This is a genomic window from Rossellomorea sp. GQ25, from assembly GCF_059758515.1.
Genome location: NZ_JCAXEQ010000001.1, coordinates 893,023 through 907,752 on the forward strand (window position 1 = coordinate 893,023; position 14,730 = coordinate 907,752).

A 14,730-nucleotide genomic window follows, 5' to 3' on the forward strand; every position below is an offset into this window, starting at 1 on the left:
TCACCTCACCATTCTTAAGACAGTATACGCTCCTGAAGATTTTAGGGTGACAAACGCCTATATTTCACCTGGTTTTCTCGAGTAATTAGAAGAATTCTGTCTATTCCTGCGCTTTCCCGAGAAATAAAAAGAAATACGGAGTGTTTTGCTTCGTTTATTTTTCATAACGATTAATCATATTCATAACTGTTGAAAACTAGTTTGGGATCTTATAAGTGAGGGACATATAAAAAAGCCCCTCTTATCATCCTATTCAATTACTTTTCGTTTCATTAATTAATTCTTGCAATCATTAATCAGATTCATGTCCTGTTTGATCAAGCATACGGATAATGACTACAAAAAAAGCTGCCTCTAGAGGCAGCCTTCGCAGTGTTTTCATATTAATTGCTTTGTTCTTCAAAATTTATTTGGACATTACGCTGTGGAGCGAATGTTGAAATGGCATGCTTATATACAAGCTGCTGTTTTCCTTCGCATTCAAACAGCACTGTAAAGTTATCAAAACCTTTCACTTGTCCACGGATTTGGAATCCATTTAATAAAAATACCGTACATAATGAACTCTCTTTTCTCAATTGATTAAGGAATTGATCTTGGATATTAATGGATTGTTTCATGGTTAGTCCTCCTCTTCTATCTCTACATTACTTATTCGACTTTAATTGTAGCTTTCCTGCAATAAATTCTGAAATATCCTCAATATTTTTGGCGTGCTGACTCTCATTTGTCATATCGAACCAGGCAACGTCCATTTTATTTCTGAACCATGTAAGTTGGCGCTTTGCATACCTTCTTGAATTTTGCTTTAGACTTTCTATTGCCCGTTCCAAGCTGACTGTACCATCAAAATAATCGTAAAGTTCTTTGTACCCAATGGCTTGAACAGACTGAACATTTCTTATTCCTTCATTGTATAACTCTTTTACTTCTTCTAATAAACCTTGTCTCATCATCAAATCAACGCGAAGGTTTATTCTTTCATAAAGCTTTTCCCGATCCATGGTTAAACCAATTAATGCCACTTCGTACTGCACCTCCTGGGATTGCTCTTCTTGATACTCAGACATTGTCTTTCCAGTACAATGATAGATCTCCAAGGCACGAATGACACGACGGGTATTATTCCGGTGAATATTCCCTGCTGAAACGGGATCCACAGATACTAACCGATCATGAAGCCACTCGGAACCATTTTTCTCAAGACTTGCTTCTAATTCTTCACGATAGTGTTCATCACCTGGAGTTTCAGTGAAATGATAATCGTATAATACCGACTGAATATAAAGTCCTGTCCCCCCTACTATAAGAGGGACTTTCCCACGTGAGTGAATCTCTGAAATTTTCTTTCGGACAAGTTGTTGAAAGTCTGCTACAGAAAAGGATTCCCCGGCATCTTTAATATCAAGCAGATGATGTGGGACTCCTTCCATCTCTTCAGGCATGATTTTCGCGGTACCGATATCCATTTTTTTATAGATCTGCATGGAGTCACCACTTATGATTTCCCCATTAAACCTCTTGGCAAGTTTTATACTTGTATTGGTTTTCCCTACAGCAGTCGGACCAATTAGTACGATCACTTTCTCTTTTTCAATTCTTGTCATACGTTCACTGCTTTCTATGTAAATGTTTCTTTACATATTATCGTACCATAATGATAGATGTTGTTAAATCACATCTTGCTAGTATACCCAATTCTTTTATGATTATTCAAGATTAGAAGCTGTTTCCTCCCTTCTTCTTTGAAGTGAATGTACCCATTTCTATAAGGGATAAAACTCATCGATATTAAACTCTCATACAATAAACTCCTGAAGAGGGTCTCCAGACTGTTTATACATGTTCATAACTTTTCCATGTAGGAAATGTATTTTAACCTTGGATGACCAGCTGCTATAGACTTTAATTCGCTTTTAAAATTAACCTATCCCCATCTGGGTTTGAAATGGATGTTTGATGATAGTCCCCATTTTTCCATGCGTCCATTTGATTTTGATACCATTTACTTTTATAATGCCCCGCTTGACCTGGACTTACAATATGATAACCATTGTTCATGTTCTCTGAATCAATAACAAATCTCCATGAAGCACCATGATTGACGATTCCACTCTCATTGTAACTCGCAGCTCCAACCGTCACTCTACTTCCTCCCACCGGCTCGGGATCCCTGTCATTTAAGAACCATTTCAATACGGAGGAAGCTCCCGATAAAGGGTGTTCAAAGTATACTCTATGATACAATCCCCACTCCCACTCGTCCATTGAAGAACCATAAGCTTCTTCTAGCTCGTCTAATGATTGGGTAAGTGAAGCTGTTAGAAAAGTCTTGTATCCTCCCCTATCTACAAACCACTGAGACTCCTCTCCGTTATGAGCTTTTCTAATGAGTTCATCCACGACACTTTGACGGCCTTCAAATAATTTCATCATATCTTTTGGAATTTCTCTCTTAAATAGCCCAGTGGAAATTTCGTTCATCCATTGATGAAAAACGAGGGGCGCAGCTAATTTTTTATCATCTTTATAGTTCCAGGACTTCAACAACTCAACCGCTTCTTTTTCTTTAGCTGTTAATGAGCCGCTCTCCATATCTTCAATAAGAATAGGAACCATTTCTCGTGCATGTAAATTCATCTGATCCATTTGAAGGTCTTTCATATCGGAAAGAGTGAGATCATTTTCCCCTTCTAAATACTCCGATATTCTCATGTACCGATATGGCTGAGCCCAATGATGACTAATGTGATATGGATAGTCATCGGAAACCACTTTATTATTTGCTGTTGCCATGAAGCCCGATTCAGGATTGATGACTTTTGGAAGCTCTTCGAATGGTATAAACCCTTCCCATTCATAATCAGGATCCCACCCGGGAACAGGTAGAAGTCCGTCCCCTTTTTTCCTAATGGGAATTTTCCCATTTGCCTTATACGCAATCGTCCCATCCGCTGAGGCAAAAACGAAATTTTGCGTAGGAACGTGAAAGTCCTTTAAGGCTTCTTCAAATTCATCCCAATCCTTTGCCTTATTAATGTTAACGATTGCAAGAAGTTCAAGACTTGGATCAAGAGCTGTCCATCTCATTGATAGAACTTTTTCACTCTCATTTTGATGAGCAAATTCTGAAATCACCGGACCATGTCTGGTAATGGTTACTTCATAAGGGATAGTCTCACCATCCTTCACTTTAATAGGCTCCTTTATGATTGTTGCCTTTTCCCACTTATCATCATAAAGGAATAGAGTCGGATCTTCTTCATTTCGTTTCTCCACATATAAGTCCTGGACGTCAGGCCCTGTGTTCGTCACCCCCCAAGCAATTTGTTCATTATGACCAAGTATGATTCCTGGTATGCCGGCAAAGATGACACCACTGACATTGACTTGTGGAGATTCCAGATGCATCTGATACCAAATGGAAGGAGTTCCTAATGATAGATGTGGATCATCTGCCAGGAGGGGTTTACCACTTGCTGTTTTCTCACCGCTTACTACCCAGTTATTGCTTCCATTGAACTCCGGGGGAATGACTGCACTCGCAAATGATTGCTCCATATCAACCTTTACTCCTCCAATATCTGATAGAATGGAAGGAGCGTCTTGAGGGTATGATGGGAATAGATCATACGCTTTTTCCATTGGCAAATTCTCCATTGCCCAGTATCTGAATGCCTGCCCTTGCCAGTGGCCCCCTAAATCAAATGCCATATACTTTCCGATGGTCAATGAATCGATCGGTGTCCATTTTTCAGGTTTATAACCAAGAAGAGTAAACTCAATTGGTAGCTTCCCCTTTTCTTTCGCTTCATTAATAAAGGAGTTGACTCCATCTGAATACCATTCCAGAAGCTGTTTAGCATCATCAGGATATGCAGCATATGATACTTCCGCTGCCCTGCGCAAACCAAATGTACGGAAAAACTTGTCCCGGTCTACCGCTTTCTCACCAACTACTTCACTCAAACGACCCGAAGCCTGTCTTCTGCTTAGGTCCATTTGGAATAAGCGATCTTGCGCTTGTACATATCCTTGTGCCCTATACAAATCTTTTTCATTTTGAGCCAGAATATGAGGGACACCGTCCTTGTCTCTTGTTACTTCAACATCCTCTGACAGCCCCTCTAAAGAAATCGTCCCCGATGTAACGGGTAGGGATTTGTCAATGTAATAGTTTACAAAAATCAGAATTCCTAGCAGGATAAACAGAAGAGATCCTGCCGTCCACAAAGTGATTCTTAGTCGTTTATTCTTTTTCTCCCGTTTTAGCTCTATGCCTCCGTTCATTTCATTTCCTCCTATTATATATATGGAATTTTCTGAAAATATCTATATCTTAGTATTAGCTTTTTGTGAGAGGAATTCCTCCTACTAAAATGCATTCTGATCAAATTCATATATAAAAACGAAATGGCTATAAAGCACTTTCGTCTAATAGAGCAACAGTACGTTTCAACCTCGATCACTCTAAATTTTTCTCCTTTGAGAAAGCGCTTACAATCTATTGCAAATAATTATTTTAAAAAACGAAAAGACCTTCATAAACCCGAAAAATCATAAGTTACCATAATATAATTATTGTAAATAACCACATTCAGAAGTTTTACTTTAGGTGCACCACCCTTATTTTCAATCCTTTTTATTGGAACCAGTTCTCTCTCGTTTCATAAAGATAATACTTTTTTCTGAAAAATGGAGATATTTACAAGTTACTCTCGGCAACCCATATCAGTATGAGCCAACACACAGCTAGTTAGTGTATTTTTCGATTTATAATCAACGAGCACAGTCAATAATAGTTAAATTGCATAACGTATACTAGTTTAGAAAAGAGGAGGTGAGATGATGGGTATCTTTCTAGATGGTAGAACAAGTCAAAATGCTAGTTTGGCTAACAGTATATCTACTCCAATCCTTGTAGGTACCGATTCTTTATTTGGTGTGGTTGGATTAGACGTAACAAAGGCAACCGTTGGACAGATAAGAGTCGAGTTCAATGGAACTGTCGCTGTACAGTTACCATTAGCCCCAGTTGCAACTAGTGTAACTATTACTATTGTTAGAGGAACACAACAAACAGGATTAACAACAGTATATACTGCAGAACAGCAATTAAATCTTGCAGTAGTGGGACCACAGCTTATTACATTTTCTGGTGCAAACTTTAACGCCCCTAAGCCGGAAAGTGGACCTTTAGTATATACTGCATTTATAAGCGCCTCAGCTATAGGGGCAACCAGAGTTGGTCCTGAGAGCTTTAGTGCTATTGCAACAGCTGGATGATTTATAAAAATCGGACAACCTATGCCTCACCATTATTGGGTGAGGCATATTATGATACTACAAATTATCTATTCAGCATCATCTTCTCAGTACCTTCAAAATGTGGTTCTATTATGCTGCTGGTAGGTTCTTTTGCTTATAACAATAACGAGCTAAACCCTTCGCCACTGGTGATTAATAACTCCAGAGAAAAAGCCGATGGATTAGCAGTATTCCATCGGCTCTTTTTACATTATTCGTTTAAACATCTTTTCCATTTCATAGGTTGAATAGTGAATAATGATTGGCCTGCCGTGTGGACAGGTAAATGGATCACTCGTCCTTCTCAGCTCGTCCAATAAAGCTTGCATGTCTTCATTCCGCAAATGATGATTTGCTTTAATGGAACCCTTGCAACTCATCATAATAGCCGCTTCTTCCCGGAGTTTTTTGATATCCACCCGTTTCATTTTCAACACCTGTTCAATCATATCTTCGATGGTTTGCTGTTCTTCCCCTTTTGGAAACCATTGAGGATGAGCCCGGACAATAAAGCTATTGTAGCCGAACTCTTCCAGAAACACACCGACTTCTTCCAGAAGATGGCGGTATTCATTAATTTTAATATACTCGTCTGTAGAAAATTCAAGGGTAAGTGGGACCAGGAGTTCTTGGAGCTCTTTCGCAACCTCCCCCACTTTTTCTTTAAAGAACTCATATTTAATTCGTTCTTGAGCTGCATGTTGATCAATAATATATAGGCCGCGATCATTTTGGGCGAAGATATAAGTTCCGTGCATTTGGCCAACAGGGTAAAGGGGAGGAACTCTAGGAGAGTGGCCTTCCTCATCGAATACTTCTTCCATATTGGTATCCTGGAATTCCACTTTTTCCTCAAGTGTGTGCATTAAGTCCGGAACTGCCGGTTCAACTGAAACAGGAATTTTTGCCTCATGGAATTCGTTCCTTTGTGGTTCTGGCTCATAAAGCTTTTTCAGCTCTTCTTTAGGAAGCAATCGTTCACGAACCGCACCTGCGAATCCCACCGTTTCCTCTTTCGGCTGAGGTTTAGGAAAATGGTCCAGGTTCATAAATGTTTGCTCTGATTTCGGCTGAGCAATCCTCGGTGCCACGGATCCTGAAGGAATCAATTCTTTTCCTTTAAAGACCTTTTTGATTCCTTCCGTAACTAATGTATTTAATTCACTTTCTTTACTAATGCGAACCTCCATCTTGGAAGGATGTACATTCACATCTACTAGAATCGGATCCATTTCTATGCTGAGAAGGACGATTGGGTGACGCCCAATAGGAAGAAGTGTGTGATACCCCTCGCCGATCGATTTCGCCAAAGCATAGTTCTTTATAAACCGCCCATTGATCATCGTTGAAATATAATTTCTGGAGGCACGTGTAACCTCCGGCAGGGAGATATAGCCCTTTACCTTGAAATCAAGTGAACTCACTTCGATTGGCACCATCTTCTTGGCTATTCCGATCCCATAGATAGCTGCCAGAACTTGCAGGACATCTCCATTACCGTTGGTGTGTAATAAAGATTTACCGTTATGCAGAAGCTTGATAGAAACGTTTGGATGAGCCAGGGCAATCCGGTTCACCACATCTGTAATGTTACCCAGCTCAGTATGAATGGTTTTCATGTATTTCAATCGTGCAGGTGTATTGAAAAACAGTTGGGAAACTGTGATATCTGTCCCTTTTCTTGACGATGTATTTTCAAGTGTGTTGATTTCCCCACCTTCAAGTTCGATATACGTACCCGGACCATCTCCCGTGCTCGTTTTCAGTACAAAATGGGAAACGGAAGCAATACTGGGAAGGGCTTCACCTCTAAATCCCAAAGTCCGGATACGGAATAAATCATTTTCGTCTTTAATTTTACTCGTTGCATGGCGTTTGAATGCTGTTTTCACATCGTCCGCTTCAATTCCGTCACCATTATCAACGATGCGTATCGAATGTAAGCCTGCTTCTTCAATATGAATTTCGATCACAGATCCGCCTGCATCTATGCTGTTTTCAAGGAGCTCCTTCACGACAGAAGCCGGTCTCTCCACAACTTCACCAGCGGCAATTTTATTAGAAAGCGAATCATCAAGCTGAAATATTTTGACCACAGTTTCACCTCCTTTAATTTTTCAACTTTTTTTGGATCCCGTAGAGGGTGTTCATTGCATCCAATGGAGTCATCTCCAGGATATCGATCTTTTTAAGCTCATCTAAACATTTCTTTTCTTTAGAAATAAGGTTTTCTTTTTTCTCCTTTTTCTCAGCAGCAAAGAAGGATAGCTGGGCAAGATCTTCTTCATTTGGTTCGTGTTTCTCAACAGCTGATTCCCTCGTTGCAGCCAATTCTCTGGAGTAAGAAGGCTCTTCCTTACGCTCAAGTTCAAGAAGGATTTCGTTCGCTCTTTCAATCAGGGCTTTAGGCAGCTCTGCAAGCTCGGCAACATGAATTCCATAACTTTTGTCAGCTGCTCCCTCCTTGATTTTATGAAGGAAAACGAGTTTCCCGTTTTGTTCCATAGCACTTACATGTACGTTTTTTACCTTTTGCAAGTCGTCTTCAAGAACCGTCAGCTCATGATAGTGAGTGGAGAATAAGGTTTTTGCCCCAATATGTTCATGAATGTATTCAATAATCGCCTGGGCCAATGCCATGCCGTCATAAGTGGAAGTACCACGTCCAATTTCATCAAATAATATTAAACTCTGCTGAGTCGCGTGGATGATCGCATTTTTCGCCTCTAACATCTCCACCATGAAAGTACTTTGACCTGAAATCAGATCATCCGCTGCCCCGATTCGTGTAAATACTTGATCAAAAATTGGCAGGTTTGCCTCACTGGCAGGAACATAACAACCAATTTGAGCAAGAATACTCGTTAAAGCCACCTGTCTCATATAGGTACTTTTCCCTGACATATTCGGTCCTGTTATAAGAAAGACTTCGTTTTCTTGATCCATATAGCAGTCATTAGGAACATATTCCTGAGCACCCATCACCTTTTCCACAACCGGATGACGTCCGTCCCTCAACTGAATTCTTCTTTCTTCATTAAAGACAGGGCGGGTATAATGACGCTTTTCACTGACCGTTGCAAAGCATTGAAGAACATCTAATTCACTTACGAGTTTCGCGAGTTTCTGCAAGCGGGGGATAAATTCTTTCACGCTTTCACGAATCCCAAGGAACAGTTCATATTCTAGATCCATGCTTTTTTCATCGGCCTGAAGGATAAGTGCTTCTTTTTCCTTTAACTCCGGGGTGATGAATCGCTCCGCATTGGTTAATGTTTGTTTTCTTTCATAACGGTCTTCTTCCAGGTGTTGAAGATTTGCTCTCGTTACTTCGATATAATAGCCAAAGACCCGGTTAAATCCAACTTTAAGGGACCTGATTCCAGTCCTTTCCCTCTCATCCCGTTCGAGTTGAGCAATCCAGGACTTCCCGTTTCTACTTGCGTCACGGTATTGATCAAGTTCATCATGATACCCATCCCGAATCAGACTTCCCTCTTTAATTGTAAGAGGAGGGTTTTCCACTAAAGCTAGCTCAAGAAGATTTGTCAGCTCTTCACATGAATCAAGTTTCCTTACGAGATCATCGGTTGCTTCATTTTCGAGTGATCCCACCAGATGTTTTAACACGGGTACTTGCTGAAGTGATTTTTTCAGCTGAATCAGATCACGTGCATTCACATTACCGAACGCGACCCGTCCCGCCAGCCTCTCTAGATCATACACTTCCTTTAATCGTTCTCTAAGGTCCTGCCTCTCAAAGAATCGCTCCAATAGCACTTCAACAACCGTTTGACGCTTTTCAATGTCCTGTTTATGAATAAGTGGTCGATCGATCCATTGCTTGAGTAATCGAGCTCCCATAGCCGTCATCGTTTCATCTAAAAGCCAAAGAAGCGATCCTTTCTTTCCTTTTGAGCGGATCGTTTCTGTCAACTCCAGATTTCGCTTTGAATAGTAATCCATTTTCATAAATTGATGCAGCTGATATGTCTCAACGACTTGTAAATGATCCAGGCTTCTCTTCTGTGTACGGAAGAGGTAGTGAAAAAGGATGGATGAAGCTTTTATTAGTTTATCTTGTTTTAAAGGAGCAACGAGATGAGCAAATTCTCCTTCTCCGTCAGCTTCTTTCTCATATGACAAGGTAACATCGTTTCGTTCTTTAATCTTTCCTTGTACAGCTTCACTAAGATCGGGGTGAATGACAACTTCCTTCGCACCAATCGTAGATAATTCATTCAACAATGCTTGAAGGCCATCTGTGACCAAGGTCACTTTTGTTTCTCCTGTTGTTAAGTCACTATAAGACAGTCCGTAAGTTTCATCATTAAAATCGGTCACAGAAGCAATATAGTTGTTCTCTTTGTCATTCAGGCCCTTTCCATCCATAACCGTTCCTGGTGTAATGAGCTGAACAACTTCTCTCCGCACAACTCCCTTAGCTTGTTTCGGATCTTCGGTTTGTTCACAAATCGCTACTTTAAAGCCTTTATCGATGAGCTGCTCTATGTAGTTAGGAGCAGAATGATAAGGAACACCACACATGGGAATACGTTCCTTCCCTCCCCCATCACGACTTGTTAACGTTATTTCAAGTTCCTGCGATGCGGCTATGGCATCGTCAAAAAACATTTCATAAAAATCACCTAAACGAAAAAATAAAAAGGCATCTTGGTATTCTGCCTTTACTTGTAAGTATTGTTTTATCATTGGAGTATATTGTGTCATGGTTTCATTCAAACCTTTCCAAGTAAATCTACTAATCTCGACTATTCATTATATCACACGTATAAGGATTGGAGCATGTAGTAGATTGAGGAAACCAGATCTGGTCACCTCAAGATTAGTGTGTACATCTTCTTTACTCACCCCAAAAAATCCGCTTCCCTAAGCGGGAGCGAATCGATGTCTTGTTTATTTGGTTTGTTTTGCTATGCTTGACTCATCGTCCATACAGCTGGTGTTTTTTGCCTTAAACTTGAAAAAGTATTTATATGTTAAGAAACCAATCAACAGTATAGCCACTCCAATGAGAAGGTAGGTTTGTATGTTACTCATCAAAGACTGTACATATTTGAGATTTCCATTCTTGCCGACTATTAACATCGTGAAGGTAATTGGAAATATTCCGATGAACGTTAATCCGCCAAATGTCCATTTGTTCACTTTACTAATACCTGCAACATAAGAAATATAGTTACCAATGCCAAGCGGTCTCGTGATGGCAATGCTCCACAATCCACATTTCCGAAACCATTTCTGACCTTTAGCCATTTTCTTCGAGCTGGTTTTTTCTTTGATTTTATCTTTTAATTTATATCCTATCCCATAAGGGATATAACTAAATACCGTATAAACCAAGCTGCTAGTGAATGCTAAAATGATCAGCTTCGTCCAAGATGGATCTAAAAGGTAACCATAAGTCAGCGTAACGAAAGCTCCTGGAAAAGGCAGGGATGAGGCTTCAATTGCATTCCCAGCGAATAACCCCCACATTCCAAGCTCCTTAATTAAATTTATTACAAAATCAAACATCGGTGTGTTCCCTCCACGATTCATTTATATACCCTTTTCCCTATTTTGCATATTAAAAACGCTCATAAAGAATAAGAATTCATCCACTGAAGGGAAATAATGTATTTCAATTGACCCTTATTCCATTTCCTCAAGAAATGCATGTCCGTCTATTTTCCATTGATCCTCAATCGCATCTTTCCGAATGATGAATTGAACATTATTTTCTTCTTTAGATTGATCAGAGCGTATCCATTTCACTCTAACCTTAAGCTTCATCCCAATAAGTGCAGGTAAATCCTCTACAGGAAGTATCGATCTCTGAGTAACATCTATATGTTTCACTCTCTTAAGGATCTCCTTCACGGACCCAGTACTTTCATACATCACTTGTGAAATTAGCTTTTCATCATGCTGATTGACAGCAATCTCCATAACGCTGATCAATTCATAGGGATCTAATTTGTATAGAAACTCATCCAGTTTTCCACCTGCTTTTAAAATCATGAGCTTATGAGCCAAATCAGGCGTTGGCGTTTTATGGGTTGTACTCCCATAAAAATGGACGCAGAAATGTCCCGGAAAATTGTTTTGGAGAGCACCTGCTCCGTGCGGCATACCGTTCATTGAGGCAGAAATTAATTGATCATCAACTAAAACGAGAATTGCACGACGGTCCCAATTCCATTTTCCTCCATAGATGGATTTCATGATTTTCGTGTCTTTTTCTGTAACTGGTTGTACATCCGCATGTTTGCTTCCCGCTCTTCTTTGTACCTTGAAAGAAAGGCCGGTTTCTACATCAATGATCGTAAAATACGATTGTTTAGGAATGATATCTTTCACTTGATCCCACGGAAGTATTTCTACAGTAAAACTAGGCATTGCCCCCGCAGGTTTAGCACAGCAGACAAAAAGTAATGACACAACCATCATGAATCTAAATAGATAAAGCATGTAAAAGACCTCTTTTTTTCCTTAGTTTCTAATCACAGTTGCAAATACATAACCATCAATTTTTGGCAATTAGGATTTAACATGAAAGAAGCCTTTTTCACCGATACTACATACGAAAGGAAGGGTTCACATGCTCTTGATTAAACTTAGTACAATCGGCCTTTTACTGTTTCCTGTGATGAATGGTCAAGATCAATTACATATTCAATTTCAAAATCATACGCCCATTTCTATAGAACGAAATTCATTGAATATACCATTGGTAGATGAACCAATTATCGACGAAAAGCAATATAAGGAATTAGTATCAAAAGTGCAATATCGGGTCTATACTCCTCCTCAAAATGCTTATATCAATGAGAATAATCAAATTATTTCAGAAAGAGCCGGTTACAAACTTGATGAAAGGAGATTTCGTGAGCTGGTTTATTCCTTCTTGTTTTCTAGAGGGTCAATCAATACGGAAGCTCCCCTTATGACACTACATCCCAAAGTCGATAGTGAAATCCTGGCGCACATCCGAACACAGCTTATTGGAAGATACATCACATATTTCAATATGCATAATGAGGAACGAACTCAAAATATATCTCTCGCCACCAAAAAGATCAATAATACGGTTGTGTTTCCTGGTGAAGTGTTCTCCTTTAATGGAGTGGTGGGAAAACGAACGAAAGAAAAGGGATATAAAAAAGCACCTGTGATTGTAAAAGGGGAACTATCAGAAGATATTGGGGGAGGGATTTGTCAGGTTTCGTCTACCTTATTTAATGCGGTTGACCAGGCAGGTGTAAAAATATTAGAAAGGTATCATCATTCAAAGCGGGTCCCTTATGTGCCTCAGGGTAGAGATGCTACTGTTAGTTGGTATGGCCCTGACTTCACTTTTAGAAACGCTTATAACCAGCCACTGCTCATCCGTGCAAAAGTAATTGGTGGGCAAGTTATCATTTCGATTTATTCTTCAGATTTTATTAATGTGGAAAAAAGGAAGGTGCCTAGCGCTTCACAAGAATTATCTACAGAGAAAGATGTCGATAAATTTATTCAAGAATAGTGATCTTAAAATGAAAATACACCTCCTAATTCATGAGGTGTATTCATTATTGATGGTATTCTAAAAATTCAATTCTATTTCCAAATGGATCTGAGACGAAAAAGCGATTTCTACCGTTAATCGGTGTATCTTCTTTTATCCTGATACCTTTCTCCATTAGGTTATGTCTAAGTGCTTCTAAATCTGTAACAAGTAATCCTGGATGTGCTTTTGTTGCTGGCACAAAATCATTTTGTACCCCTACATGAATTTCTTGTGGTCCATATTGGAACCAGCAACCACCCCTCCCTTGAAGATTTTCAGGTTTTGGTATTTCTTTCAGACCAATTATTTCACCAAAGAACCTTCTAGCTTCCTCTTCGCAGCCTTTTGGAGCAGCAAACTGAATATGGTCAATACCTTTGAAAATGATGCTCATTATGTATCCTCTCCCCCTTGGTTCTTACTCGTTCATTTTACCATAAAATTCAATTTAATAAGAAAATAGAAAACACCTGCACAAACAGGTGTTTTCCCAGTCATTATTATTGAAGTTGCTTGATTCCATCCATCACGGTGGATAATAACAGATCCAGATCTTCCTCTTCTATGTTTAATGGTGGTGATAAGGTAAGCACATTATTGTAACCAGCGACTGTTGCCCCATTTTTCCCAATGATTACCCCTTTTTGCTTACAGTATCCAATCACCTCATTGACCTTCGATACGTCTAATGGTTCTTTTGTTTCCTTATCACTTACCATTTCAATTCCAATTAACAGACCCTTTCCTCGGACATTTCCAACATATTGATGATCTTGTAAATGATTTTTCAACGTGTTCAATGCCTTTTCACCAAGATCAGCGGATCGTTCAAAAAGTTTCTCACTCTCCATGATTTCAATGTTTTTCAAAGCAAGGGCACATGCTGCAGGGTTTCCACCGAAAGTATTAATATGGCGGAAGTAATCATATTCCTCAGATCCTTTAAACTCTTCATATACCTCACGCTTCACGGCTGTTGCTGATAGTGGAAGATACGCACTCGTAATCCCCTTTGCCATCGTGATGATATCCGGCTTCACATCATAATTCATGAAACCAAATGGCTTGCCTGTACGTCCAAAGCCACAAATCACTTCATCGACAATCATAAGTGCTCCATGCTTCTCACAAACTTCTTTCGCCGCTTTCATATAATCATCTTGTGGAACGAGTATTCCACCTCCTGTGATGATCGGTTCCATGATCAACGCAGCCACTGTTTCACTTAATTCCCAGGTCATGGCTTGATCAATTGCTCTTACTCCAGGAAGATCATGTGGGCTATTCCCGGATGCTTCATCGCGATAGCTATCAGGTGGAGCGATATGGATAAATCCAGGCGCTAACGGCTCATACTTATATTTACGCTGAGCCTGACCTGTTGCAGCTAGGGCCCCCATGGAATTACCGTGATATCCTCTATATCTGGAGAAAATTTTATACCGTCCATGTTCCCCTTTTTGCTGGTGATACTGCCTGGCAATCTTAAAGGCGGTTTCATTGGCTTCTGACCCACTATTGGAAAAGAAAATGACATAGTCATCCCCAAGTAATTGATTTAATTTCTCTGCAAGCTCAATAGCCGGCTGATGACTTTGTGTTAGTGGAAAATAAGCCATTTTTTTAAGCTGCTCATAGGCTGCCTCTGCTAATTCCTGTCTACCATATCCTACGTTCACACACCATAGCCCTGCCATGCCATCCAGAAATTTTTGACCATCCTTATCTGTAATCCAGGACCCAGCAGACTCTGTAACGACCATTGTTCCATCGGGATTGTATGGTTTCATTGAATGCCAAATGAGCTTTTCATCATTCCTTAACCATACATCTTGAGATTGCCCTGCTTTCACCATGAAAGTTCCCCC

At 39.8% G+C, this 14,730-nt stretch carries 11 protein-coding genes; 2 read left to right on the plus strand and 9 right to left on the minus strand.

The features are described 5' to 3' along the window. Positions 1–383: 383 nt before the first annotated feature. The 3 genes from hfq to AC6CIB_RS04900 all read right to left on the minus strand — a co-directional run bounded on the left by hfq (position 384) and on the right by AC6CIB_RS04900 (position 4,290). A complete protein-coding gene (gene hfq, locus AC6CIB_RS04890) occupies positions 384–620 on the minus strand; it encodes an RNA chaperone Hfq (RefSeq protein WP_113968114.1) in 237 nt (78 codons plus the stop codon). A 27-nt stretch (positions 621–647) separates the two neighbouring features. After that, positions 648–1,607 (minus strand): tRNA (adenosine(37)-N6)-dimethylallyltransferase MiaA, encoded by a 960-nt coding sequence (gene miaA, locus AC6CIB_RS04895; RefSeq protein WP_498278361.1) that lies wholly within the window; start codon positions 1,605–1,607, stop codon positions 648–650. A 298-nt stretch (positions 1,608–1,905) separates the two neighbouring features. Continuing rightward, positions 1,906–4,290: a penicillin acylase family protein gene (locus AC6CIB_RS04900; RefSeq protein ID WP_498278362.1), complete on the minus strand. Its 2,385-nt coding sequence runs from the start codon at positions 4,288–4,290 to the stop codon at positions 1,906–1,908. 558 nt (positions 4,291–4,848) lie between these two features. Between AC6CIB_RS04900 and AC6CIB_RS04905 the strand changes: the two genes are divergently transcribed. Next, entirely contained in the window at positions 4,849–5,286 is a 438-nt protein-coding gene (locus AC6CIB_RS04905) for a hypothetical protein (protein WP_498278363.1), read from the plus strand. A gap of 227 nt (positions 5,287–5,513) precedes the next feature. On the opposite strand, the gene mutL is transcribed toward AC6CIB_RS04905, so the two are convergent. From mutL to AC6CIB_RS04925, 4 genes are all read right to left on the minus strand, one after another. After that, complete coding sequence (mutL, locus tag AC6CIB_RS04910; RefSeq protein WP_498278364.1) at positions 5,514–7,403, minus strand: DNA mismatch repair endonuclease MutL; 1,890 nt, start codon at positions 7,401–7,403, stop codon at positions 5,514–5,516. A gap of 13 nt (positions 7,404–7,416) precedes the next feature. Then, positions 7,417–10,038 carry a DNA mismatch repair protein MutS gene (mutS, locus tag AC6CIB_RS04915; RefSeq protein ID WP_498278365.1) on the minus strand — a complete coding sequence of 874 codons (2,622 nt, stop codon included), beginning with the start codon at positions 10,036–10,038 and terminating at the stop codon, positions 7,417–7,419. Positions 10,039–10,224: 186 nt separating this feature from the next. Then, positions 10,225–10,845 carry a DedA family protein gene (locus AC6CIB_RS04920; protein WP_498278366.1) on the minus strand — a complete coding sequence of 207 codons (621 nt, stop codon included), beginning with the start codon at positions 10,843–10,845 and terminating at the stop codon, positions 10,225–10,227. A gap of 117 nt (positions 10,846–10,962) precedes the next feature. Then, positions 10,963–11,781, minus strand: a complete 819-nt coding sequence (locus tag AC6CIB_RS04925) for a hypothetical protein (RefSeq protein WP_498278367.1) — start codon at positions 11,779–11,781, stop codon at positions 10,963–10,965. Between the two features lie 130 nt (positions 11,782–11,911). Here AC6CIB_RS04925 and AC6CIB_RS04930 point away from each other — a divergent pair, with 130 nt between their 5' ends. Then, complete coding sequence (locus tag AC6CIB_RS04930; RefSeq protein WP_498278368.1) at positions 11,912–12,838, plus strand: VanW family protein; 927 nt, start codon at positions 11,912–11,914, stop codon at positions 12,836–12,838. 46 nt (positions 12,839–12,884) lie between these two features. Here AC6CIB_RS04930 and AC6CIB_RS04935 read toward each other — a convergent pair whose 3' ends face one another. Next, a complete protein-coding gene (locus tag AC6CIB_RS04935; RefSeq protein ID WP_498278369.1) occupies positions 12,885–13,256 on the minus strand; it encodes a VOC family protein in 372 nt (123 codons plus the stop codon). A gap of 106 nt (positions 13,257–13,362) precedes the next feature. Then, positions 13,363–14,718 carry an aspartate aminotransferase family protein gene (locus tag AC6CIB_RS04940; RefSeq protein ID WP_498278370.1) on the minus strand — a complete coding sequence of 452 codons (1,356 nt, stop codon included), beginning with the start codon at positions 14,716–14,718 and terminating at the stop codon, positions 13,363–13,365. Positions 14,719–14,730: the final 12 nt, after the last annotated feature.

Bases quoted from the DNA above. Each gene is read 5' to 3' on its own strand.
- hfq (WP_113968114.1), bottom strand. From the start codon at position 620: ATGAAACAATCCATTAATATCCAAGATCAATTCCTTAATCAATTGAGA.
- miaA (WP_498278361.1), bottom strand. From the start codon at position 1,607: ATGACAAGAATTGAAAAAGAGAAAGTGATCGTACTAATTGGTCCGACT.
- AC6CIB_RS04900 (WP_498278362.1), bottom strand. From the start codon at position 4,290: ATGAACGGAGGCATAGAGCTAAAACGGGAGAAAAAGAATAAACGACTA.
- AC6CIB_RS04905 (WP_498278363.1), top strand. From the start codon at position 4,849: ATGGGTATCTTTCTAGATGGTAGAACAAGTCAAAATGCTAGTTTGGCT.
- mutS (WP_498278365.1), bottom strand. From the start codon at position 10,038: ATGACACAATATACTCCAATGATAAAACAATACTTACAAGTAAAGGCA.
- AC6CIB_RS04920 (WP_498278366.1), bottom strand. From the start codon at position 10,845: ATGTTTGATTTTGTAATAAATTTAATTAAGGAGCTTGGAATGTGGGGG.
- AC6CIB_RS04925 (WP_498278367.1), bottom strand. From the start codon at position 11,781: ATGCTTTATCTATTTAGATTCATGATGGTTGTGTCATTACTTTTTGTC.
- AC6CIB_RS04930 (WP_498278368.1), top strand. From the start codon at position 11,912: ATGCTCTTGATTAAACTTAGTACAATCGGCCTTTTACTGTTTCCTGTG.
- AC6CIB_RS04935 (WP_498278369.1), bottom strand. From the start codon at position 13,256: ATGAGCATCATTTTCAAAGGTATTGACCATATTCAGTTTGCTGCTCCA.
- AC6CIB_RS04940 (WP_498278370.1), bottom strand. From the start codon at position 14,718: ATGGTGAAAGCAGGGCAATCTCAAGATGTATGGTTAAGGAATGATGAA.